The organism is Microbacterium sp. AISO3 (assembly GCF_002204305.1).
Lineage (GTDB): Bacteria > Actinomycetota > Actinomycetes > Actinomycetales > Microbacteriaceae > Microbacterium > Microbacterium arborescens.
Genome location: NZ_NHRF01000002.1, coordinates 188,838 through 212,180 on the forward strand (window position 1 = coordinate 188,838; position 23,343 = coordinate 212,180).

Annotated in this window: 20 protein-coding genes; 14 read left to right on the plus strand and 6 right to left on the minus strand. The window is 69.3% G+C overall.

All coding sequences use genetic code 11. The features are described from left to right. Positions 1-8: 8 nt before the first annotated feature. A complete protein-coding gene (holA, locus tag CBF90_RS03745; protein ID WP_088379953.1) occupies positions 9-1,049 on the plus strand; it encodes a DNA polymerase III subunit delta in 1,041 nt (346 codons plus the stop codon). A 61-nt stretch (positions 1,050-1,110) separates the two neighbouring features. Here holA and rpsT read toward each other — a convergent pair whose 3' ends face one another. The 3 genes from rpsT to CBF90_RS03760 all read right to left on the minus strand — a co-directional run bounded on the left by rpsT (position 1,111) and on the right by CBF90_RS03760 (position 7,217). Further along, positions 1,111-1,371, minus strand: a complete 261-nt coding sequence (gene rpsT, locus CBF90_RS03750; RefSeq protein WP_023950754.1) for a 30S ribosomal protein S20 — start codon at positions 1,369-1,371, stop codon at positions 1,111-1,113. Between the two features lie 116 nt (positions 1,372-1,487). Next, a complete protein-coding gene (locus CBF90_RS03755; protein ID WP_023950752.1) occupies positions 1,488-2,225 on the minus strand; it encodes an alpha/beta fold hydrolase in 738 nt (245 codons plus the stop codon). A 117-nt stretch (positions 2,226-2,342) separates the two neighbouring features. Then, on the minus strand, positions 2,343-7,217 hold the full coding sequence (locus CBF90_RS03760) for an ExeM/NucH family extracellular endonuclease (protein ID WP_242435578.1): 4,875 nt from the start codon (positions 7,215-7,217) through the stop codon (positions 2,343-2,345). A 270-nt stretch (positions 7,218-7,487) separates the two neighbouring features. Between CBF90_RS03760 and lepA the strand changes: the two genes are divergently transcribed. The 11 genes from lepA to era all read left to right on the plus strand — a co-directional run bounded on the left by lepA (position 7,488) and on the right by era (position 18,416). Beyond that, on the plus strand, positions 7,488-9,338 hold the full coding sequence (gene lepA, locus CBF90_RS03765) for a translation elongation factor 4 (protein ID WP_023950748.1): 1,851 nt from the start codon (positions 7,488-7,490) through the stop codon (positions 9,336-9,338). A 26-nt stretch (positions 9,339-9,364) separates the two neighbouring features. After that, positions 9,365-10,024, plus strand: a complete 660-nt coding sequence (locus tag CBF90_RS03770) for a DUF1990 family protein (protein WP_023950746.1) — start codon at positions 9,365-9,367, stop codon at positions 10,022-10,024. Continuing rightward, positions 10,024-11,241 carry a radical SAM family heme chaperone HemW gene (gene hemW, locus CBF90_RS03775; RefSeq protein ID WP_023950744.1) on the plus strand — a complete coding sequence of 406 codons (1,218 nt, stop codon included), beginning with the start codon at positions 10,024-10,026 and terminating at the stop codon, positions 11,239-11,241. Before CBF90_RS03770 ends, hemW begins: the two co-directional genes overlap by 1 nt. Positions 11,242-11,321: 80 nt before the next feature. Beyond that, positions 11,322-12,359: a heat-inducible transcriptional repressor HrcA gene (gene hrcA, locus CBF90_RS03780; protein ID WP_088379954.1), complete on the plus strand. Its 1,038-nt coding sequence runs from the start codon at positions 11,322-11,324 to the stop codon at positions 12,357-12,359. 40 nt (positions 12,360-12,399) lie between these two features. After that, the gene (gene dnaJ, locus CBF90_RS03785; RefSeq protein WP_064956572.1) at positions 12,400-13,521 is read left to right on the plus strand and encodes a molecular chaperone DnaJ; all 1,122 of its coding nucleotides are present in this window, start codon (positions 12,400-12,402) and stop codon (positions 13,519-13,521) included. Between the two features lie 4 nt (positions 13,522-13,525). Continuing rightward, the gene (locus CBF90_RS03790; RefSeq protein ID WP_064956571.1) at positions 13,526-14,254 is read left to right on the plus strand and encodes a 16S rRNA (uracil(1498)-N(3))-methyltransferase; all 729 of its coding nucleotides are present in this window, start codon (positions 13,526-13,528) and stop codon (positions 14,252-14,254) included. A 48-nt stretch (positions 14,255-14,302) separates the two neighbouring features. Next, positions 14,303-14,650 carry an HIT domain-containing protein gene (locus CBF90_RS03795; RefSeq protein WP_023950736.1) on the plus strand — a complete coding sequence of 116 codons (348 nt, stop codon included), beginning with the start codon at positions 14,303-14,305 and terminating at the stop codon, positions 14,648-14,650. 46 nt (positions 14,651-14,696) lie between these two features. Then, positions 14,697-15,734, plus strand: a complete 1,038-nt coding sequence (locus CBF90_RS03800; RefSeq protein ID WP_233494928.1) for a PhoH family protein — start codon at positions 14,697-14,699, stop codon at positions 15,732-15,734. Next, positions 15,731-16,195, plus strand: a complete 465-nt coding sequence (gene ybeY, locus CBF90_RS03805) for an rRNA maturation RNase YbeY (RefSeq protein ID WP_023950734.1) — start codon at positions 15,731-15,733, stop codon at positions 16,193-16,195. Before CBF90_RS03800 ends, ybeY begins: the two co-directional genes overlap by 4 nt. After that, on the plus strand, positions 16,192-17,520 hold the full coding sequence (locus tag CBF90_RS03810; RefSeq protein ID WP_088379955.1) for a hemolysin family protein: 1,329 nt from the start codon (positions 16,192-16,194) through the stop codon (positions 17,518-17,520). Before ybeY ends, CBF90_RS03810 begins: the two co-directional genes overlap by 4 nt. Beyond that, the gene (gene era / locus CBF90_RS03815; RefSeq protein ID WP_088379956.1) at positions 17,517-18,416 is read left to right on the plus strand and encodes a GTPase Era; all 900 of its coding nucleotides are present in this window, start codon (positions 17,517-17,519) and stop codon (positions 18,414-18,416) included. Before CBF90_RS03810 ends, era begins: the two co-directional genes overlap by 4 nt. Here era and CBF90_RS03820 read toward each other — a convergent pair. Further along, positions 18,413-19,015, minus strand: a complete 603-nt coding sequence (locus tag CBF90_RS03820) for a hypothetical protein (RefSeq protein ID WP_036304579.1) — start codon at positions 19,013-19,015, stop codon at positions 18,413-18,415. The genes era and CBF90_RS03820 overlap by 4 nt on opposite strands. Before the next feature lie 205 nt (positions 19,016-19,220). On the opposite strand from CBF90_RS03820, the gene leuA reads away from it, so the two are divergent. Next, positions 19,221-20,981 carry a 2-isopropylmalate synthase gene (leuA, locus tag CBF90_RS03825; RefSeq protein ID WP_088379957.1) on the plus strand — a complete coding sequence of 587 codons (1,761 nt, stop codon included), beginning with the start codon at positions 19,221-19,223 and terminating at the stop codon, positions 20,979-20,981. A gap of 95 nt (positions 20,982-21,076) precedes the next feature. Here leuA and CBF90_RS03830 read toward each other — a convergent pair whose 3' ends face one another. Continuing rightward, positions 21,077-21,778, minus strand: coding sequence for a 3'-5' exonuclease (locus tag CBF90_RS03830; protein ID WP_242435589.1), 702 nt, complete (start codon positions 21,776-21,778; stop codon positions 21,077-21,079). Between the two features lie 111 nt (positions 21,779-21,889). Here CBF90_RS03830 and CBF90_RS03835 point away from each other — a divergent pair, with 111 nt between their 5' ends. Beyond that, the gene (locus CBF90_RS03835; RefSeq protein WP_071918096.1) at positions 21,890-22,789 is read left to right on the plus strand and encodes an alpha/beta fold hydrolase; all 900 of its coding nucleotides are present in this window, start codon (positions 21,890-21,892) and stop codon (positions 22,787-22,789) included. Here the strand turns inward: CBF90_RS03835 and CBF90_RS03840 are convergent. Further along, positions 22,749-23,309, minus strand: coding sequence for a CGNR zinc finger domain-containing protein (locus CBF90_RS03840; RefSeq protein ID WP_088379959.1), 561 nt, complete (start codon positions 23,307-23,309; stop codon positions 22,749-22,751). The genes CBF90_RS03835 and CBF90_RS03840 overlap by 41 nt on opposite strands. Between the last annotated feature and the right edge of the window lie 34 nt (positions 23,310-23,343).

A 23,343-nucleotide genomic window follows, 5' to 3' on the forward strand; every position in this document is an offset into this window, starting at 1 on the left:
CTGGGAGCATGCCGCCGAGTCCCCGACGTCCTGCCGCCCGCGGTGCCGCGAAATCGGCCATCCGGCAGCTGTCGTGGCGCGCGCCGGAACCGGCGCCGATCGTGCTCGTGGCAGGCCCCGAAGAGGTGTGCGCGGAGCGCGCCATCGCCGGACTCCGCGACTATCTGAAGGCCGAGGACCCGAGCCTCGAGGTCTCCGACATCCGCGCCGACGACTACGCCGCAGGCGCCCTTCTCGGGGTGGCGTCACCCTCGCTCTTCGGCGAACCTCGGCTCGTGCGAGTGGCGGGCGTCGAGAAGTGCTCCGATGCCTTCCTCACGGAGGCGCTCGCGTATCTCGAGAATCCGCAGGAGGGCGCCACGATCGTCCTGCGGCACACGGGTGCGAGTGTCCGGGGCAAGAAGCTGCTCGAGGCCATCCGTTCGGGCATCGGGGGCGGGGTCGAGATCTCAGTTCCCGCGATCAAGCGCGACTCCGACCGTTTCGACTTCGCGGCGGGGGAGTTCAAGGCTGCGGGCAAGCGGATCGCTCCGTCGGCGCTCCGGAGCCTCGTCTCCGCTTTCGCCGACGACCTGACCGAGCTCGCGGCCGCCTGTCAGCAGCTCATCTCGGACGTGCCCGGTGACATCGGCGACCAGGTCGTCGAGAGGTACTACGGGGGCCGGGTCGAGACAACAGCCTTCGCCGTCGCGGATACCGCGATCGCCGGTCGCTACGGCGAGGCGCTCATCACGCTGCGGCACGCTCTGGCCAGTGGGGCCGATCCCGTGCCGCTCGTCGCCGCGATCGCCTCGAAGCTGCGCACCATGGCGCGCGTCGTCGGCACGCGCGAGCCGTCTGCCGCGCTCGCTGCCCGGCTCGGCATGAAGGACTGGCAGGTTGACCGAGCCAAGCGCGACCTCGTCGGATGGACCGAGTCGGCCCTCGCGACCGCGATCCAGGCGGCCGCCCGCGCGGATGCCGAGGTCAAGGGTGCCTCGCGCGACCCCGTCTTCGCGGTCGAGCGGCTCGTCACCGTCATCGCGACGCGGTCACCCTACGGGTCCTGACCGCTCAGCGGCAAAGCGAAAGGCCCGCCCCACACGGGGACGGGCCTTCAACAGCGACGGCTCAGAGAGCGGCGACCTGCTTCGCGATAGCCGACTTGCGGTTCGCAGCCTGGTTCTCGTGGATGACGCCCTTGCTCACGGCCTTGTCGAGCTTCTTCGAAGCCTTGGCCAGCGCCTTCTCGGCAGCAGCCTTGTCGCCGGCGGCGATGGCCTCGCGGGTGCGACGCACCTCGGTCTTCAGCGCGCTCTTGACGGCCTTGTTGCGCTCGCGCGCCTTCTCGTTGGTCTTGTTGCGCTTGATCTGCGACTTGATGTTCGCCACGTTCGACGTATCTTTCGTTCGGAGTTTTCGGTGGATGTGCCGGGCGACAGTAGAGGGATGCCGCACGGCGGTCGTGTGAGGGAGGAACCCACACGGCAAGCCGACTTGAGAGTCTATCAGGTCGCGTCGCGAGAGCCGGTATTCGCGAGGGTCGCGAGGGCGAGATCGATGACCGCGTTGAACACGCGCGGTCGCATGGCCGTGACGAGGTGACTGGTGCGAGGGACGACGATCAACTCCGCCTCGGGCGCCAGCTTCGCGAACAGCCGTTCATTGACGCGCAACTGGTCGTACTGGCCGTTGACGAACCAGGTCGGCACATCGATTCGTCGGATCGCCGCGAGCAGGTCGAGCACCGACAGGCTCGCCAGCGCGACGTCCTGAGCGTCGTATGCGTATCCGCCGGCGCCGAAGTCCGGCCGGGTCTCGACGGGAAGCGTGCGGTCGAGAACCCAGTCGGTGATCCGCTGGCCGCGGCCGGGCAAGCGATCGAACCCGAGGGCGAGCGCTCGATATACCGCGAGGCCGAATCCACGGGGGATCGCGGTGCAGGATGCGGCGATGAACGCGGACACCGGGGGACGTTCCTCACGGCCGACGTAAGCGGTGCTCAGCAGCCCACCCATCGAGTGGCCCACCAGCAGGACGGGGCCGCGCTCGGCGGCATCCCGAACCGCATCGTCGATCGTCGCGAACGCGCCGTCGAGGGTGAAGGTCTCGGCCATGCGCGTGCCGTGGCCGGGCAGGTCGAGCGCGGTGACGGGGATGCCGCGATCCTGAAGATGGGCCACCTGAGCGCGCCACATCGTGGCCGAGGTCCGGATCCCGTGCACGAGCACCACCTGCGCGGTCATGCTCCCACCCTACGGACCCGACTCGTGCGCCGCTGGAGCAGCTCGGCGCGCACATGAACGAGTGAGGGCGACCGGTGAGCCCGGCCGCCCTCACGTCGTATCAGCGTGCGTGCGAGCTCATCGCTCCGAGGCGGCACCCCGTCGCCGTGTCACCGCGGTGACGCCGCCCGCGACGAGGAGCATCGCTCCTGCGAGCAGAACGCCCAGCGGCGTCTCCGCGCCGGTCACCGCGAGCTGCCCGGAGCGCACGACGGTGATCGCGAACTCCAGCGGCTCCTCGCCGGCCGTGGAGATCCGCAGCGTGTGCGCTCCCACCGCGAAGTCCCCGGGAATGGACACCCGGAAGGACGTCACACCGGAGCTGTCGGCGGCCGGGATGCCGCGTACCTCGATCGGCTCGCTGAACAGGGTCGCGCCGATCCGCTGGCCGGGCTCGAGGCCCGAGACCCGCACATCGATGAACCCGCCCTGCTCCACCCGGGTCGTGGAGAGCTCGACCTGTGCCCACGCCGCCGCGCCCGGGTCGGTACCCGGCTCGGTGCCCGGCTCGCCGATCCGGACCGGGATCATGACCGTCGTCTCCGTGGCATCCGTCGTCAGGACGAGCTCGGCGACGCCGTCCGGGAGGTCGGCCGGAAGCGGCACCGACACGACCGCGCTTCCTCCCGCGACCGGTGCGGTCGCGATGACCTCGCCGCCGAGAGACACATCCACCGCGCCGTTCTGGGGTGCACCGAGGCTCGTCATGTCGAGGTTCGACACGGTCAGCTCGAGTGTCGAGCCCGCGGCCGCGGTCTCGGGGACGCCCTGGACACGCACGGCGTGCTTCGTGAACGAGGGCGCGACGGGCTGCTTCGCGCCGAGGTACTCGATCCAGGCCTCGTGGTCGAGGAACCCGGTGTCGACGTAGTCGGTGCCCGCGGCGAAGGCGCGGAAGTTGTCTCCCGAGCCGGACGCGAGGAACGAGAGCGTGCCGATGCGGTACTCGGCGTCGAGGTCGAGCGGCTGCCCGTCGACCGTGACCGAGGTGATCCGGCTGCCCTCCGGGCGGGTGTCGTCGAACGTGTAGGTCACGTTGTCGGACAGGCCCAGCTGCAGGTAGGGACGCGACGGCACGTTGCCGTCCTTGTCGCGCTGCCACTGCTGCTCGAGAACGCGCACGAAGTCGGCTCCCGTCAGGGTCACGAGGGCCATCGTGTTGTTGAACGGCAGCACGGCGTACGCCTGCCCCCAGGTGATCGTGCCGTCCGACACGCCCGCGACCGCGTTGGCGCCGAATTCGGCCTGCGTGTCGAACAGGTCGGCCCGGAGACCGCCCGAGTTGGTCACGCCGATCTGCGCGCCGTTCGGCAGGTTGGCGAGGTTCGATCGGATCGACTCCGCGACGAGGTTTCCGAGCGAGGACTCCGACGCTCGATCGTCGCGCTTGCCGCCGGCGTAGGCGCCGTCGGCGTACGACCCGCCCGAGTACGCGCTGGTGATGTCGGCGGAGATCGTCGCGACCGGCGTGTTGCCGATCTCAGCGAAGTCCGCGAGCGCCTGCCGGACGATCTCGTCGACCTCGGCCACGCGCGGGTACGTCGCGATCAGGTCGGCGGCGGGGGTCTCGGTCTGTCCGACGTTCTCCTGCGTGTGCGAGAGGACCTCGCCGCTCGTGGGATCGACAGAAAGGACGACCTTGCCGACGAACTCGCCGTACGAGCCGGTCTGGACGATCGGACGAGTCCGGTCCGTTCCCGGGATCGGCGCCGACCACGCGTAGAGCTTGTGCGTGTGACCGGTGTAGATCGCGTCCACCTCGGGGGAGGTCTCGTTGACGATGCGGGCGAACACCGCACTGTCGGCGACGGCCTCATCGAGGCTGGCGTCCGAGGCGCTGTCGGCCGCGCCCTCGTGATAGAGCGCGACGATGACGTCGGCCTGGTCGCCGGAGCCGTCGATGAGGTCGGCTGCGACGCGGTTGACCGCTTCGACAGGGTCGCCGAAGTCGAGACCGGCGATGCCCGTGCCGCTCACCAGCGACGCGGTCTCCTCCGTCACGACGCCGATGACGCCGATCGTGAGGCCCTGCGACTCGACGAGCTCATACTCGTCGAACTGCGGGTCGGTCGTGCCGGCGGCGTAGACGTTCGCCCCGAGGTGCGAGAAGTCGGCGCGCGGGATGACGCGGTCGCGCAGATCGGCGAAGCCGCGATCGAACTCGTGGTTGCCCACCGCGCTCGCCCGCAGATCGAGGGCGTTGAGCACATCGATTGTCGGCTCGTCCTGAGCGAGTGACGACGCCGGGAGCGACGCCCCGATGTTGTCGCCGGCCGACAGCAGGACAGCGTCGGGAGCGGCCGCGCGCAGCTCTTCGATGGTTCCGGCGAACCCGACGGTCCCCGGAACCTCGGGCTGGGCCTCCACCTTGCCCTCGGCAGGCTTGGCCGGCGTGACGCCGGTGATGCGGCCGTGGAAGTCGTTGATCCCGAGCAGCGTCAGATCGATCGGCTCGGCCGGAGCCGACGCCTCCGCCGAGAGCCCGACCTTCACCGGATCGTGATCGGAAGAGCGGTAGGGGCCGTCGTCGTAGAACAGGGCGCCATGGTTGTTGTAGCGGCTGTACTCGAACGAGAGCGGCTCACCGGAGTTGATGTTCCAGATGTCGCCGCCGGTCGCGCGCTCGCGCGCGGCACCGTTCATCAGGATGTGATCGAGCGAGCCGGCGAGCCCCGAGAACGAGTAACTCGACTTCTCGATGCCGAGGGCAACTTCGGCCGACTCATAGCCGGCGCCGCGCAGCACCTCGATGGGGTCTTCGTAGGTGTAGGAATTGAAGTCACCGACGAGGAACACGGCGTCAGTGTCACCCTGGATGCTCGGCACCCACTCGGCCAGCGCCGTCGCCTGGCGCACTCGCGACTCGTTCGACCGGCCCTGACCGTTCGGGTCCTCCTCATCACCCGGCCACGGCCCAGCCGATCCCTTCGACTTGAAGTGGTTGACGACGAAAAGGAAAGCCTCGCCGCCGTTCACCGGAACGAAGGTCTGTGCGATCGGCTCGCGAGCGTTTCCGAAGGCCTGTCCGTCGGCCGATAGCGTGCCCAGAGCGCGAGCATCGCCGACGCGCTCGACGAGCGCAGGCTGGTAGATGATCGCGTTGGTGATGACGTCCCGGAGGGATGCCGCGGGCAGCTCGGTCGACGAGGGAACATAGGCCCATTTGCCCGGCTCCGACGCCGCGTTCAACGCCGCGACCAGCGAAGCCGTCGCTTCATCGGCGGTCTCGCCGAGCGCGGCGGAGTCCTCGATCTCCATCAGACCCACCACAGAGGCGTCCAGGGCGTTGATCGCGGCGACGATCTTCGCCTGCTGACGCTCGAGGTCATCGGCGTCCCATGCTCCGCGCTGATCGCAGCCGCCCTGCACGTTCACGCCCTCACCGGTGCGATCCGTGTAGGCGGCGCAGTCGCTGTCGTCGACCCCCAGCGTCGTGAAGTAGTTCAGAACGTTGAACGATGCCACGCTGAGATCGCCGCCGACCGCTGCCGGAGCAGCAGGGCGATCGATGGAGAACAGGACCTGGTCGCCTGCGCCCGTGGCGTCGCCGACGCGGAACTGCGTCGGGTTGAGCTTCCAGGTGTTGTTGCGGTAATCCAGGACATATGCGCCGCTCAGGGTCGCGCTGCCACCCACCACGGGCGGCTCATCGAGCGACAGGTACGCGGGGATCAGGTCGCCGTTCAGCAGTCGGCCGGTGTCGCGGTTGCGCTCCGCGAAATTGATGGAGCCACCGTCGTCGAGCACGACTCCACGCGCGAGGTTGTCGGCCGCGACCGCCGCGGCCTCGGCCGATCCCGGGCGGGCGGCATCCGTCGGCTGGCGCAGCGGCGAGCCGCCGGTCGCCAGACCCACCTCGCCGTACTGGCCGGTGGTGTAGGTGTTGCTGATGGTGAACGGCTCGTCGACCTCGACGAGCATCGACTCGAGCGCCTCGCGCGCAGCGACGGCACGCGGCCATTCCGCGAGAGTCACCGGCACGGGAGCCACGGCCTCCGTATCGAGCCGCTCCGCGGAGCCGGGAGAGACAGCGAGTTGCGTGAGCCCGTTGAACTCGCCCGCCACACCCGTGACCCGCACGTTGTCGCCGAGTGCGACCTCGTCAGCCACCTGGGCCGTGCGCGTGTATACGAAGACGGCGTCGGAGGAGGCACGCTCCGGGTCGTAGGCTCCGCCGCTGCCGGCGGTTTGAATGACGTAGCCGTTGTAGCCCCCCGTGGCGTAGTGGGCGGTGACGACACCCTCAGTCGTCACGGTGGCGCCCGCGAGCGGGGTGGTGTCGCCAGGGCCCTGGATCTCGCCGATCGAGACCACGGCGGGCTCCCCAGGCTGCTCGGGGGTCGTGCCGGCCTTGCCCTGGGGCGTCGGCGCTCCGGCAGCGAAGTCGGTCCGGTTGTCGGCGGTGTTTCCGGCGACGTCGTCACGGGCGATGCTCGTCGCGTTGGTCGTCGCCGGTGCCGCGCCGGAACCGGCGAAATCAGTGGCGTTGCCCCACCCGACGTAGTCGACGACCGTGTCGTTCTGCGCGAGGCCCGATCCGCCGCTGAGCGCGGCTGTCGAGTTCACGAGCGCGACCTTGCCCTGCGTGCCGCTCATCGGGATGGATCCCTCGATGTCGGCCGTGAAGCCCGGCAGCCCCGCGTCGCCTCCGACGGCCTGGCCGATCAGCAGGTGCCCGCCGGGCTCGATGGTGGCTCCCGCCAGAGTGGTCACCTGCCAGTTGGAGCCCGTGCTCGACGCGTACTGGACGCTCCAGCCGTCGAGCGAGACGGCGGCATCCGAGGTGTTGCGCAGTTCGATGAAGTCGCGGTTCAGCGGTGCGCCGTTGTTGCCACCACCGCCGTAGACCTCGTTGATCACGACGGGCGCGCCGGCGCTGACCGCGGCACTCGCGGGCATCGCTGCCCACCCCACACCTCCCGTCACGATCGCGAGGGCGGCGCTGGAGGCCACCCATCTGTGCCAGGGTCGTCGCGCGGGCGCGACAGGGGCTGCTGTGATCACGGTGCTCTCCCGGGGCGGACCGGGCGCGGGGGATATCGCGCAACCACCGGCCGCCGCAATGAGCATTCGACGTCACCGATGTGTTCGGCAAGTAGCGGAATGGTTAATTGTTTATCACCGGACCGAATGCTGGCGTGTCCGAGCTTCGACCTCGTATTCTCCCGCGCGCGAGGGTCGACGGCAGTGTCCTCGCGCCGCCCCGGGTAGACTTCCCGGGACATGTCTCCGCGCGCACTCCAGCCGCTCGCGCCTGCCGCAACGCCGCCCGAGCTCATCCGCAACTTCTGCATCATCGCCCACATCGACCACGGCAAGTCGACGCTGGCCGACCGGATGCTGCAGATCACCGGCGTCGTCGCCGACCGCGACATGCGCGCCCAGTACCTCGACCGTATGGACATCGAGCGCGAGCGCGGCATCACGATCAAGAGCCAGGCGGTGCGGATGCCGTGGTCGAAAGACTCCGGTACGTTCGCGCTGAACATGATCGACACGCCCGGGCACGTCGACTTCACTTACGAGGTCAGCCGCTCTCTCGCCGCGTGCGAAGGAGCCATCCTGCTCGTCGACGCCGCACAGGGCATCGAGGCGCAGACCCTCGCCAACCTCTATCTCGCCCTCGAGAACGACCTGCAGATCATCCCCGTCCTCAACAAGATCGATCTGCCGGCGGCAGACCCCGAGAAGTACGCGGCCGAGCTCGCGAACCTGATCGGCGGCGACCCCGAAGACGTGCTCCGCGTCAGCGGCAAGACCGGGATGGGCGTCGAGGATCTGTTGGATCGCATCGTCGACCGCATCCCCGCACCCGTCGGCGACCCCGAGGCGCCGGCGCGCGCGATGATCTTCGACTCGGTCTACGACGCCTACCGCGGCGTCGTCACCTACGTCCGCATGGTCGACGGCAAGCTCGAACCGCGCGAGCGCATCCAGATGATGTCCACGCGCGCGACGCACGAGCTGCTCGAGATCGGCGTGTCGAGCCCCGAGCCGATCCCCACGAAGGGGCTCGGCGTCGGGGAGGTCGGCTACCTGATCACCGGTGTGAAGGACGTCCGCCAGTCCAAGGTCGGCGACACCATCACCAACCACCGGAAGCCGGCATCCGAGGCGCTGCCGGGATACACCGACCCCAAGCCGATGGTGTTCTCGGGCATCTACCCGATCGACGGCAGCGACTACGGCGACCTGCGCGAGGCCCTCGACAAGCTCAAGCTGTCGGACGCGTCGCTCCAGTACGAGCCGGAGACCTCGGTCGCGCTCGGTTTCGGATTCCGCTGCGGCTTCCTCGGGCTGCTTCACCTCGAGATCATCACCGAGCGCCTGTCGCGCGAGTTCGGTCTCGACCTCATCACGACGGCACCGTCGGTGACCTACGAGGTCGCGACCGACACGGGTGAGACCGTCGTGGTGACCAACCCGAGCGAATACCCCGACGGCCGCGTCGCCGAGGTGTCCGAGCCGGTCGTGAAGGTCGGCATCCTCGCCCCGAAGGACTACGTGGGCACGGTCATGGAGCTCTGCCAGTCGCGTCGCGGCACGCTCCTCGGCATGGACTACCTGAGCGAGGACCGCGTCGAGCTGCGCTACAACATGCCGCTGGGCGAGATCGTCTTCGACTTCTTCGACCACCTCAAGTCGCGCACGCAGGGCTACGCGAGCCTCGACTACGAGCCCGCCGGATCGCAGACCGCCGACCTGGTGAAGGTCGACATCCTCCTCCAGGGCGAGAAGGTCGATGCGTTCAGCTCGATCGTGCACCGCGAGAAGGCCTACGCCTACGGCACGATGATGACCGAGCGCCTGCGCAAACTCATCCCGCGCCAGCAGTTCGAAGTGCCGATCCAGGCCGCCATCGGCGCGCGGATCATCGCCCGCGAGAACATCCGGGCGATCCGCAAGGACGTCCTCGCCAAGTGCTACGGCGGTGACATCACGCGTAAGCGCAAGCTCCTCGAGAAGCAGAAAGAGGGCAAGAAGCGCATGAAGATGGTCGGTCGCGTCGAGGTTCCGCAGGAGGCCTTCATCGCCGCTCTGTCGGGTGACGTCGAGGGCAAGGACAAGAAGTAGCCCTTCCGGGAGCAACGAGGAGACCCATGCATCAGCGACGCGGGACCTTCCGAGACGAGACCGTCGACTACGCGGCGGTCGGTGCCACGCGAGCCCACGACCTCATGGCGTATCCGCCGGAGCACAGCATCCCGGCCGAAGACGCCTGGCGGATCGGCAGCGGGCAGGCACGCTTCGACACCGCCGCCGACCTTCTCATGTCGTGGGCCGCGCTCCGCGGGGCGGGTCTGCGTGTGGCCGACGTGCGGCCCGCCTCGGGACCGATGTACACCGGCGTCGCATTCGACGATCAGGGCAACGCCGTCGCTCCCAGCAGCATGGAGCACGAGCAGCGCTTCGCCGCGGACGGCACCCCGTACGTCGGAGCCGGAACCACGCTCCAGGTCCACGGCCGGGTCGCGGGCCAGAGCGCGGACGCCGAACTGCGCGTGATCTTCGTCGACGAAGAGCCGCGCCGGGTGGCGTTCGCCCTCGGAACCGTCGGCGGTTCCGTCGTCAGCGGCGAGGAGTCGTTCCTCCTGGAGTGGCGCGACAACGACGAGGTCTGGTTCGTCGTGCGTGCGTTCGACCGCCCGACCGCCTTGGCCTACCGCATGCTGAAGGGGCTCGTCCGCCGTCGGCGCCGGCTGCTTTTCCAGGGATATCTCCGCGCGATCTCGCCGCTGTACGCGACGCCCGGCGCCTGATGGGGGCGGCACTGCCGATCGGTGATCCGGTGCCGGCCGGCGGCACCCTGCCGGACGACCTCGTCATCGACCCCGACGTGCCCTTCGGGGTCTACCTGCACGTCCCCTTCTGCCGGGTCCGGTGCGGATACTGCGACTTCAACACCTACACGGCCACCGAGCTGCGGGGCGCGCGGCAGGACGCGTACGCCGACGAGGTGCTGCGCGAGATCGCGCTGTCGGCGTCCGTGATCGACGAGCGCGGCCCCCGCCGTCCGGCGCAGACGGTGTTCTTCGGCGGCGGCACCCCCACGCTGCTTCCCGCCGGCGACCTCGCGCGGATGCTGCGGGGAGTACGTGACACCTTCGGCATCGCCGCCGGGGCGGAGGTCACCGTCGAGGCCAACCCGGACACGATGAGCGCGCGGGTCGCCGACGAGTTGGCCGCGGCCGGTGTGACGCGCCTGTCGATCGGCATGCAGTCCGCCGTACCGCACGTGCTGGCCGCGCTCGATCGCACGCATGACCCCGCGAACGTGTCCACCGCCGTCGCCGCCGCGCGGGGAGCCGGACTCGACGTCTCGGTCGACCTGATCTACGGTGCGCCGGGGGAGAGCCTCGACGACTGGCGGCGCTCGGTCGACACCGCGGTAGCGCTCGAGCCCGACCATGTGTCCGCCTACGCGCTGATCATCGAGGAGGGCACCCGTCTCGAGCGGCAGATCCGCCGCGGCGAGGTGGCCGCGCCCGACGACGACCTGCAGGCCGACATGTACGAACTGGCCGATGACCGACTCGCCGTCGCCGGCTTCTCCTGGTACGAGGTCTCGAACTGGGCCCGGTCGGCCGACCAGCGCTCGCGCCACAATCTCGCCTACTGGCGGGGAACCGACTGGTGGGGATACGGACCGGGCGCCCACAGCCACCTCGCGGGCCTGCGATGGTGGAACGTCAAGCACCCGGCCGCATACGCCCAGCGTCTTGCAGCAGGCGATTCACCCGCGGCCGGACGCGAGCGCCCCGATGCCGATGCCCGTCGTCTGGAGTCCGTGCTCCTGCGTTCGCGGATCGTCGACGGACTCGCGATCGACGATCTGGACGCCGACGCACGCCCGTCCGTGGCCTCCCTCATCGCCGACGGTCTCATCGAAGGCGCCGCAGCCGTACGCGGTCGCGTCGTCCTCACCCGGCGCGGACGCCTCATGGCCGATGCGGTCGTGCGCGCGCTCACGGAGTGATCGCGAGGAGACGCCCTGCGTCGCCCACGCGGTAGAATTGGCACTCGCAGACATCGAGTGCCAAACAGGAGGTGACGGACATGGTCTCAGAGCGCGGACTGCAGGTGCTGCGGGCGATCGTGCAGGACTATGTCGACACCCGCGAGCCCGTGGGAAGCAAGTCGATCGTCGAACGCCACGCCTTCGGCGTCTCGGCCGCGACGATCCGCAACGACATGGCGCTCCTCGAGGACGAGGAGCTCATCGCAGCGCCCCACACGTCATCCGGACGCGTCCCGACCGACAAGGGATACCGCGTCTTCGTCGATCACCTGGCGGGGCTGCGTCCTCTGAGCGCGGCCCAGCGCGCGGCGATCACGACCTTCCTCGACGGCCCGACCGACCTCGACGACCTTCTCGTCCGCACGGTGCGCGCTCTCACTCAGCTGACCGGCCAGGTCGCGATGGTGCAGTATCCGTCGTTCGCCCGCGCCCAGGTGTCGCACCTCGAGCTGGTCGACCTCGGCGGCGGACGTCTCGTCGTCATCGTCGTGACCGATACCGGCCGCGTCTCGCAGCGCGTGGGAGTCCTGCGGACCGTGCTCGATGAAGGGCAGTTCGCCGTGGCCAAGGCGACGCTGCGCGCGGCCGTCACCGGCGCGGCCGTTCGCGATGCGGTCACCGCCGTCTCGGCGCTCGCGGAGGGTGACTCGGTCGGCGATCCGATCGGCGACGCGGTGCGGGAGATCGCTCGGATCCTCGTCGAAGAGCTCGAGACGTTCCGCCAGGACCGGCTCGTGATGGCTGGAACGGCCACCCTCGCCCGCCGCGAGGCCGACTTCCGCGGAAGCATCTACCCGCTTCTCGAGGCCATCGAGGAGCAGGTGACTCTGCTCAGGCTCATGGGCGAGATGGTCGCCGACGACCGTGGCGTCGCAGCCCGTATCGGCCGCGAGAACGAGCCGTACGGGCTGTCCGAGGCGTCGGTCGTCACGAGCGACTACGACGTCCCGGGCTCGCGCGCCCGGGTCGGGCTCATGGGCCCCACCCGTATGGACTACCCGACGAACCTCGCGACGGTCCGCGCCGTCGCGCATTACCTCAGCCGGCTCCTCGACGAAGACGAGAAGTCCCGCTGACCCCCACCCACCCACGCCCCTCGGGGCGGAAAGGCGATCCGTGGCTGACCACTACGAGGTCCTGGGCGTCGCGCGCGACGCGTCGCCCGACGAGATCAAGAAGGCGTACCGACGCCTGGCACGAGAACTGCACCCCGACGTGAACCCGGGCGAGGATGCGTCCGAGCGGTTCAAGCTCGTCACACACGCTTACGACGTCCTCAGCGACCCCGAACAGCGTCAGCGCTACGACATGGGCGGCGACTCCGCCGGGGGCTTCGGCGGAGCCGCGGGCTTCGGCGGATTCAGCGACATCTTCGAGACCTTCTTCGGCGGCGGCGCCGGAGGCGGTGGTCGTGCCGGGCGCCCGCGCTCCCGACGCGAACGCGGGCAGGACGCCCTCGTCCGGGTCACGCTCGAGCTGGGCGACGTCGTGTTCGGCGTGCATCGCGACATCGAGGTCGACACCGCGGTGCTCTGCGACACGTGCCAGGGCTCGTGCTGTCAGCCCGGAACGCAGCCGGTGACCTGCGACGTCTGCCACGGCGCGGGCAACGTGCAGCGCACCGTGCGCAGCCTCCTGGGCAACGTCGTGACGTCGCAGCCCTGCAACGTCTGCCAGGGCTACGGCACGACGATCCCGTACCCGTGCACGACCTGCCAGGGGCAGGGACGCGTCCGGGCTCGCCGGACCGTCTCCCTCGACATCCCCGCCGGCGTCGAGACGGGACTGCGCCTGCAGCTTCCCGGATCCGGCGAGGTCGGCCCGGCCGGCGGCCCCAACGGCGACCTCTACCTCGAGGTCACGGTCGCTCCGCACGACGTGTTCAGCCGCGAGGGCGACGACCTGCTCGCCACGCTCGAGGTGTCGATGCCCGACGCCGTCCTGGGCGCCACGACGACGATCGATTCGCTCGACGGTCCCGTCGATCTCGAGCTGCGTCCGGGCGTCCAGTCCGGCGATGTCCTCACCATCAAGGGTCGCGGGATCACCCCGCTTCGCGGCTCGACGCGCGGAGACCTGCGTGTCGGCGTCCACGTCGTCACCCCGACGCGCCTCGACGCGAAGGAACGGGCGCTCATCGAGGAGCTGAAGAAGCGTACGAAGTCTCCGGCTCCGCAGCTCGCCGAGTTCCACCAGGGTCTCTTCGCCAAGCTCCGCGATCGCTTCCGGAACAGCTGAGCCCATGGCTCTGCACTTCCTCGTCGACCCGCCGCTCATCGCACGGCCGGGCGAGTCCGTCGAGCTCACCGGCGCCGAAGCACACCACGCGGCGGGCGTGCGACGCGTGCGGGTCGGTGAGGCGGTGACCGTCGGCGACGGCGCGGGAGCCTGGCTGGAGGGAAGCGTCACGGCGGCCGACCCCAAGCTGGTGCGCATCGACGTGATCTCTCGCGTCGAGCACCCCGCGCCCGCACGGCGTGTGACGCTGATCCAGGCGCTCGCGAAGGGCGATCGCGACGAGCTCGCGGTGCAGGCCTGCACCGAGCTGGGTATCGATGCGATCATCCCCTGGCAGGCTGGTCGAAGCGTCTCGCGGTGGAACGGGCCGAAGGTCGAGCGCGGTGTGCAGCGATGGGCGACCATCGCGCGCGAGGCGGCGAAGCAGGCGCATCGCGCCTGGCTGCCCGTCGTCGCAGCCCCCGTGTCGACCTCCGACATCGCGGCGCGGTGCGGTTCCGAGCGGGTGCTGGTGCTCGAGCCGACGGCGACGCGGCGACTGAGCGATGTCGAGCTGAGCGACGGCGACGTGTCTCTCGTCGTCGGTCCGGAGGGTGGGATCGCAGCCGATGAGCTCGACGCGCTCGTCGCCGCCGGTGCACTCACGGTGCGCTTGGGCGACACGGTCCTGCGGACCTCCACGGCCGGTCCCGCCGCGCTCGGCGTCGTCAACGTCGCCCTCGGGCGCTGGTGACGCCGAGCCGTCCGTCCCGTCGCCGGGCCCCGTCGATAGACTGAACGCATGAGCGAACCGTCTGTCTTCACGCGCATCCTCCGCGGCGAGATCCCCTCCGAGATCATCGCGGAGACAGAGAACGCGTTCGCCATCCGCGACATCGCACCGCAGGCGCCCGTCCACCTCCTCGTGATCCCCAAGACCGAGCGCTACCGCACGGTCGTCGAGCTCGCCGCAGGCGATCCCGACCTCCTCAGCGAACTCGTGGGGCTCGCCAACGCCGTCGCCGCCGAACACTCCGACGGCGACTTCCGACTGATCTTCAACACCGGCCCCGGAGCGGGACAGACCGTGTTCCACGTTCACGCCCACGTCCTCGCCGGTGGCCTCTCCGAAGGGAGCCTCGGTGGCTGATGCTTCCGAACCCGCCGTCGCGACGATCCTCGCCGACGGTGTCGCCATGGTCCAGCTGCTCGGACCCCAAGACCGTCTCCTGCGCGTCGTCGAGCGGGAGCACCCCGACGTCGACGTCCTGGTTCGCGGCAACGAGATCACCCTCACCGGAACGGCGGATGCCGTCGCCGCGGCCCGATCGCTCGTCGACGAGCTGATCGCCATGGCTCGCGCCGGGCAGGGGCTCGACCCGAGCGATGTCACGACGTCCAGCCGCATCCTCCAGCGCCGGAGCGGCGATGAGGGGCCCCGTCCTTCCGAGGTGCTGGGCGAGGCGATTCTGTCCTCGCGCGGCAAGGTCATCCGCCCCAAGACCCTCGGTCAGAAGGCCTACGTCGACGCGATCGACGAGAACACGATCGTCTTCGGCATCGGTCCGGCCGGAACCGGAAAGACGTACCTCGCGATGGCCAAGGCGGTGCAGGCCCTGCAGCGCAAGGAGGTCAATCGCATCATCCTGACGCGTCCCGCCGTCGAAGCGGGCGAGCGCCTGGGGTTCCTTCCCGGCACCCTCACCGACAAGATCGATCCCTACCTGCGGCCGCTCTACGACGCCCTCAACGAGATGCTCGATCCCGAGCTGGTCCCCAAGCTCATGGCCACGGGCACGATCGAGGTCGCCCCGCTGGCGTACATGCGCGGACGCACCCTGAACGACTCGTTCGTGGTGCTCGACGAGGCCCAGAACACCACCCCCGAGCAGATGAAGATGTTCCTCACGCGTCTCGGGTTCGGTACGCGCATGGTCGTCACCGGCGACATCACGCAGGTGGACCTTCCTCAGGGAACATCGGGGCTCCGAACCGTGACGCGTGTTCTGAAGAACATCGACGACATCCACTTCGCGACCCTCACGAGCGACGACGTCGTTCGACACACGCTCGTCGGCCGCATCGTCGACGCGTACAGCGAGTACGACGAGCAGCGTCTCGCCGCCCGCCGTGAGCGCGACGAGGCGAGTGAGTTCGCCAACCGGGCCGAGCGGCGCACCGCGACACGGCCCGCCGGTCCGCGCGACCGACTCCCGAAACGAGGACGCTCATGACCATCGAGATCACCAACGAATCCGGCGTCTCCGTCGACGAGACCGTGCTGCTGCGGCTGACCGAGCACAACCTCGCGCAGCTGAACGTCAGCCCGGACGCCGACCTCGCCATCCTCCTCGTCGACGAGGGCGCCATGGAGTCTCTGCACGTGCAGTGGATGGACGAGCCCGGACCCACCGACGTGCTGAGCTTCCCCATGGACGAGCTGCGCCCGGGGACCGAGGACGCACCCACCCCGCCGGGACTCCTCGGCGACATCGTGCTGTGCCCGCAGGTCGCCGAGGCGCAGGCGCAGGCCGCGCGTCACACCACACTCGACGAGCTCATCCTCCTGACGACGCACGGACTGCTGCATCTGCTGGGATTCGACCACGCCGAGCCGGAAGAGGAGCGCGAGATGTTCGGACTTCAGCGCGAGCTGATCTCGGCCTTCCACGCGAGCGAGCGCCGCCGCGCGTGACCGTCTTCCTCCTCGTCCTCGGCGCGGTGTTCCTCGTCGCGCTCGGGGGCTTGATGGCCGCTCTCGACGCCGCGCTCGGTGTCACCTCTCGGGCGGACCTCGCTGACTGGGCCGAGTCGAGCCGACGACAGCAGGCCCTCCGCCGCATCGCCGACGACACCACGGCCCACGCCAACGCCGTCGTGTTCATCCGCATCCTCGCCGAGTCGACCGCAGCGGTGTTCGTCACCGCCGCGCTGACGCTGGCGCTCGAGAACCTGTGGTGGGCGATCCTCGTCGCCGCCCTCCTCATGACGGCGGTGTCGTTCGTCCTGGTCGGTGCGAGTCCGCGATCGGTCGGCCGTCAGCACGCCCGGGGCCTCCTCATGGCGTGCGCCCCGATCGTGCGCGGCGCACGGATCGTGCTCGGCCCCCTCGCGCATCTCCTGGTGATCGTGGGCAATCGCGTGACGCCGGGGGTTGCCCGCGGCACGTCTTTCGCCTCGGAGGAACAGCTCTTGAGCATGGTCGACGAAGCGGTGTCGCAGGACCTCATCGAAGCCGATGATCGCGACCTCATCCACTCGGTATTCGACTTCACCGACACACTCGTGCGTGCCGTGATGGTGCCTCGCACCGACATGGTGACGGTGCCGCAGACGGCGACGACCCACGAAGCGCTTGCGCTCTTCCTCGAGCGCGGCGTGTCGCGGGTCCCCGTCACCGACGACGAGCGCGATGACATCGTGGGGGTCGTCTACCTCAAGGACCTCGTGCAGTTCTCCTACGGCGAGGCCACCGGGTGGCGCGATGTTCCCGTCGGCAGTGTCGCTCGCCCCGCGGTCTTCGTCCCGGAGTCGATGCGGGCCGAATCGCTGCTGCAGCAGATGAAGCGGGATGCCGTCCACGTGTGCCTCGTCGTCGACGAATACGGCGGCGTCGCCGGTCTCATCACCCTCGAGGACCTCATCGAAGAGCTCGTGGGTGAGATCGCCGACGAATACGACCGTGGCGCAGCCGAGGTCGTCGAGCTCGAGCCCGGCCGCTACCGCGTGAGCGCGCGCCTGGGCCTGGATGAGGTCGGCGAGCTGTTCGGCATCGAGCTCGACGACGACGACGTCGACTCCGTCGGCGGGCTGCTGGGAAAGACGCTCGGGCGGGTGCCGATGCCGGGGGCGACCGTGACCGTCGACGGGATCACCATCACCGGGGGCGTGTCGCGCGGACGCGGGCGGGGCCTCGCGACCGTCTTCGTCGAACGCGCCCCCGCCGACGAGACCGACGACACGACGCCCCCGCGGACCGGAGAGGTCCGCGTGGCACGGAGAGGAGACGACAGCAGATGACCGCAGCAGAGACCCGGTCGGGGTTCGTGACCTTCGTCGGACGCCCCAATGTCGGGAAGTCCACGCTGACGAACGCACTGGTGGGGGAGAAGGTCGCGATCACGAGCGACAAGCCCCAGACGACGCGGCGCGCGATCCGCGGCATCCTGAACCGGCCCGGTGGGCAGCTCGTCATCGTCGACACGCCCGGTATCCACAAGCCCCGGACCCTTCTCGGTCAGCGCCTGAACGACCTCGTCGAGCAGGTGCTCGGTGACGTCGATGTCATCGGCTTCCTCGTACCCGCCGTCGACAAGGTCGGGCCCGGCGACCGCCGTATCGCCGCCTCGCTCGACGGGTACCCGCGCGCCAAGAAGGTCGCCATCGTGACCAAGACCGATCTGGCCTCCCGTGACGAGATCATGAAGCGCCTCATGGAGGTCGACAGCCTCCGCGAGGACTGGGCCGCGGTCATCCCGCTCTCCGCCGTCACCGAGGACCAGCTCGACGTGCTCGCCGACGAGCTGCTCGGGCTGATGCCCGAAGGGCCGGCGCTGTACCCCGACGACGTGGTGACGGATGAGTCGACGGAAGACCGCATCGCCGAGATCATCCGCGAAGCCGCGCTCGAAGGCGTCCGCGACGAGCTGCCCCACTCGATCGCCGTCACGATCGAGGATGTGGCGCCGCGCGAGGGCTCCGACCTGACCGACGTGTACGCCAACATCGTCGTCGAACGCGACAGCCAGAAGGCGATCATCATCGGTCGCAAGGGGTCGCGGCTCGCGGATGTCGGCGCGCGTGCGCGCGCGCAGATCGAACCCCTCGTGGGAACGCGGGTCTTCCTCTCGCTGCGCGTCCGCGTCGCGAAGGAGTGGCAGCGCGACCCGAAGCAGCTCGGACGTCTCGGGTTCTAACCGATCTCGCGCATCGCCGACTGGATCACGACGACGTCCGCGCCGAACTCGGCGTCGGCGGCGTCCTGCAGGGTGCCGTCGTCCCAGATGACCGTGACCCAGAGTCGGCCGTCGTACGCCCCGGAGGCGAGCACGGAGTCACCGAGGGTGTCGTGCACCCTCTGCTCGACGTCTCGCAGCGTCGCGTCGTCCGCGGCGCCGGGCACACCACCCGTCGGATCGGGAAGCGGCATGGGGTCGTACAGCGCCAGCGGAACCGCCGAAGCGGTCACCGTGAGCGACGATCCGTCGTAACGTCCCTGGACGGCGTAGGCGCCCCACGTCGCGCCAGACATCGTGGTCGCGTCGGTCACCGACGCCCAGTCCCACCCCTCGAGCGGGATCCCGGAGCACTGCGGCGGTGCCGACTCCGCGACCGCTCCGAGACAGAGCTCGGCGCCGGCGCCATCGTCGAGGACCGTCCCCTGAGCGACGACCTCGCTGCTCGGGGGCGCCGGGTCGAGCGAGGTCGGGCCAGCCGCGGGCGTCGAGGCGCAGCCCGCCGTCAGGGCGATCGCACACATCAGGAGGGCGGACGAGCCCGCGCGCGCAGTTCTCATATCCCCACAGTGTCGCGCACGACGCCTTCGTCTCAGGCGAGGCACGCGCGTGTGCGCGCCGGCGGCGAGCGGGTGTAACCTGGGCGCATGCGCTTCGGCCGACTTCTCCTCCTTAGTCGCCGCGACGAGTCCTCGTTCTAGGGCCTCTCTCGTCGCGGAGCTTCGTGTTGGCCCGCCACACCCGAAGAGGAAGAGCGAGACGACCATGGAGAACAACCAGAAGCCTTCGGGCATGCCGATTCACAAGTACCGGCCGTTCCACGAGCAGATCCGCGTCGATCTGCCCGACCGCACCTGGCCCGCGAAGCGCATCGAGACCGCGCCGCGCTGGTGTGCCGTCGACCTGCGTGACGGCAACCAGGCGCTGATCGACCCGATGAGTCCCGAGCGCAAGCGCGTGATGTTCGAGTTGCTCGTGAAGATGGGCTACAAGGAGATCGAGGTCGGGTTCCCGAGCGCCAGCCAGACCGACTTCGACTTCGTGCGCCAGCTGATCGACGACGGCCTGATCCCCGACGACGTGACGATCCAGGTGCTGACGCAGGCTCGCGAGCACCTCATCAAGCGCACGTACGAAGCGATCGCCGGCGCGAAGCAGGCGATCGTCCACCTGTACAACTCGACGAGCATCCTGCAGCGCGAGGTCGTCTTCCGCACCGACCGCCAAGGCATCATCGACATCGCCCTCGAGGGCGCGCGCCTGTGCCGCCAGTACGAGCAGACCATCCCCGAGACGGCCGTCTATTACGAGTACTCGCCCGAGAGCTACACGGGCACCGAGCTCGAGTTCGCCGTCGACGTCTGCAACCAGGTCATCGAGATCTTCGAGCCGACGCCCGACCGCAAGGTCATCATCAACCTTCCCGCCACCGTCGAGATGGCCACGCCGAACGTCTACGCCGACTCGATCGAGTGGATGAGCCGTCACCTCGCGCATCGCGAGAACGTCGTGCTGTCGCTGCATCCGCACAACGACCGCGGCACGGCGATCGCCGCGGCGGAGCTCGGCTACATGGCCGGCGCCGACCGTATCGAGGGTTGCCTCTTCGGAAACGGGGAGCGCACCGGCAACGTCGACCTCGTCGCGCTGGGCATCAACCTGTTCACGCAGGGCATCGACCCGCAGATCGACTTCAGCGACGTCGACGGCATCAAGCGCACGGTCGAGTACTGCAACCAGCTGCCCGTACCCGAGCGGAGCCCCTGGGCCGGAGACCTCGTCTTCACCGCGTTCAGCGGCTCGCACCAGGACGCCATCAAGAAGGGGTTCGAGGCCATGGCCGCGCGCTCGGCTGCCGAGGGCGTCTCGGTCGACGAGATCGAATGGGCGGTGCCCTACCTGCCCGTCGACCCCAAGGACCTCGGGCGCTCGTACGAGGCCGTGATCCGGGTGAACTCGCAGTCGGGCAAGGGCGGCGTCGCCTACCTGCTGAAGACCGACCACGCTCTGGATCTGCCGCGGAAGCTGCAGATCGAGTTCTCGGGAGTCGTGCAGGAGAAGACGGATGCCGAGGGCGGCGAGGTCACGAGCGAGCAGATCTGGTCGATCTTCACCGACGAGTACCTGCCGGCATCGTCCGACGACGACAAGTGGGGCCGGTTCGAGCTGCTGGGCACCCGCACCCAGAGCGACATGTCGGGCGACGTCCGCCTCGACGTGACGCTTCGCGACGGCGACGAGCACGACGAAGTGTCGGGGGTGGGCAACGGCCCGATCGCGGCGTTCCTCGCCGTGTTGCGCGACCGCGGGTTCGACATCTCGCTCTACGACTACGTCGAGCACACGCTGAGCTCGGGTGGCGACGCCCAGGCGGCAGCCTACGTCGAGCTGCAGGTCGACGACCAGCGCCTGTGGGGCGTCGGTATCGACGGCGACATTTCGACGGCGAGCCTCAAGGCCGTCGTGTCATGCGTCAACCGCGCGATCCGCACCCGCGAGCGCTCGGCGGAGCTGACCGCGGTCTGAGGCTCGTCGCACCCGCCGCGAGGCGGCCTCGCAGGTCGGGGCCGCCTCGCGGCGGCCTCAGCCGTTCGCCTATCGGGCCTCCGATCGCCTGCCTATCAGCGGATGGGCCACGACCCGTCGACGTCGGCGTCGATCCGTCCGATGCTGACGAAGTATTCGGTGAGACTCTGCGCCTGAGCCCGGGCCCAGCCGATCTGGCGGGTATGCAGCTCGGCCGCGGTCGACGGCATCCCGTCGGCGAACCGCTCGGCGAGAGTCTGCGCGACGCGTCCCGCTGCGATCGCATCTGCGGAAGCCTCGTGCGCCCCGGTGAGCGTGACGGCGTAGTGCTCGGCGACGACAGACAGGGTGCGCTTCCCGCGGCGGTAGCGGTCGTACCGTTTGTCGATGACGAGCGGGTCGATGACGGGGGAGGGCGTGAGGATCGGATCGATCCCGTGGCGCAGGGCCTCGTACTTCAGCATCGAGAAGTCGAACGGCGCGTTGTACGCCACCACCGGGATGCCGGCGTCGAACAGGCCGCGCAAAGCCGCGACGACCTCCGTGATCACGTCTGACGCGGGCCGTCCGTGTCGGCGAGCGTGCTCGGTGGTGATGCCGTGGATCGCCGCCGCACCATCGGGGATGTCGATTCCCGGGTCGGCCAGCCAGCTGTCGGCCCGCACGGGCGCGCCGTCGGCGTCGAGGACGCCCACGTGCGCTGTGACGATGCGATCCGCCGCGACGTCGACGCCCGTCGTCTCGAGATCGAAGACCCCGACGACCTGGCACCATTCAGGTGCCGTGCAAGGCCACAGGTCGAGTTCGGGCGTAGCGACGACGAGGGGGCGGTCCGGCTCCACGGAATCGAGGCTACGGCCCGGGTCGGACACGCAGGATCCGACGCGCCGCATCCGTAGACTCGACGGGTGCCGACCGTCTCTCCGTACGACTCCCTGCTCGCACGCATCCCCGTGCGCCGCCTCGAGACCGAGGTCCTCGGCGGAACGACCGCGTACTGGGTCTACGGGCGCGACGATGCACCTCAGACACTCCTGGCCGTGCACGGCTTCCGGGGGGAGCACCACGGGCTCGAGCCCGTCGTCGCGCACCTCGCCGACGTGCGCGTCATCATGCCCGACCTGCCGGGCTTCGGAGAGACACCCGCGATACCGGGACGCGAACACGACCTCGAGACATACGCCGACTGGCTCACTGAATTCGCGGCCGCGGCCGCTCCCGGCGCGGTAGTCGTCGGCCACTCATTCGGCTCCATCGTCGCCTCCGCCGCGGTGGCGGGCGGGCTCCCGGCTCCCCGTCTGATTCTCATCAATCCCATCGGCGCGCCCGCACTCGAAGGGCCGCGCGGCGTCTTCACGCGACTCGCCGTCTGGTACTACGACGTCGGGGCGCGCCTCCCGAGGCGAGTGGGGGAGGCGCTGCTGCGCAACCGCCTCATCGTCCGAGTGATGAGCCTGGCCATGGTCAAGACGCGCGACCGGACGCTGCGCCGGTTCGTCCACGAGCAGCACGACACCTACTTCTCGAGCTTCGCCGATCGCGACGTCCTCCGCGACGCGTTCGTGACGTCGGTCTCCAACGACGTCCGCGCGTTCGCTCCGCGCATCCCGCAGCCGACGTTGCTCATCGCCGCCGTTCAGGACGACATCACCCCGATCGAGGCCGAACGCCGGCTGCGCGAGCTGTTCCCTGCGGCCGAACTCGTCGAGATCGACGGTGTGGGCCATCTCATCCATTACGAGAAGCCCCGCGAGGCTGCCGCAGCGATCAAGCGGTTTCTCGCGCCTTCCGACGACGGTACGCGTTGACGTTCATGCGGTTGCCGCAGTTGCCCGTGTCGCAGTAGCGCTTCGAGCCGTTCTTCGAGAAGTCGACGTAGACCGCGGCGCAGTCGTCGGCGGAGCAGATCCGCACACGGTCGTATGCGTCGGCGCGGATGACGTCGACGAAAGCCATACCGGCTTCCACGAGTACGCGCGTCGCCAGCGGTGCGTCGTCGGGAGTCGCATGGATGTGCCAGTCGTAGCCGTCGTGGATCACCAGCTGCGGTTGGGCGCGACCATCTCGCAGCATCGCGTTGACGTGGGGGACGGCAGAGTCTCGGTCGAGCTCCCAGAGCTCGTGCAGGCGCGACCGGATGCCGCGCATCGCCTGCAGCTCGGCGTCGTCGCGCACGATCGCGCCGGTGAAGGCGAACTCGCTGAGGAAGGCATCCAGATCGTCTCCGTCGGTGAGCGTGTCGGCGGCATCTGCGCTCGTGTGAGGGAGCGTGTTGACCAGCGCAGCCGTCGCGCGCAGCGACAATTCCGTGTCATGGATGAAGACCACGTTGACTCCTGACGATAGCGAGCATTACTGTCAC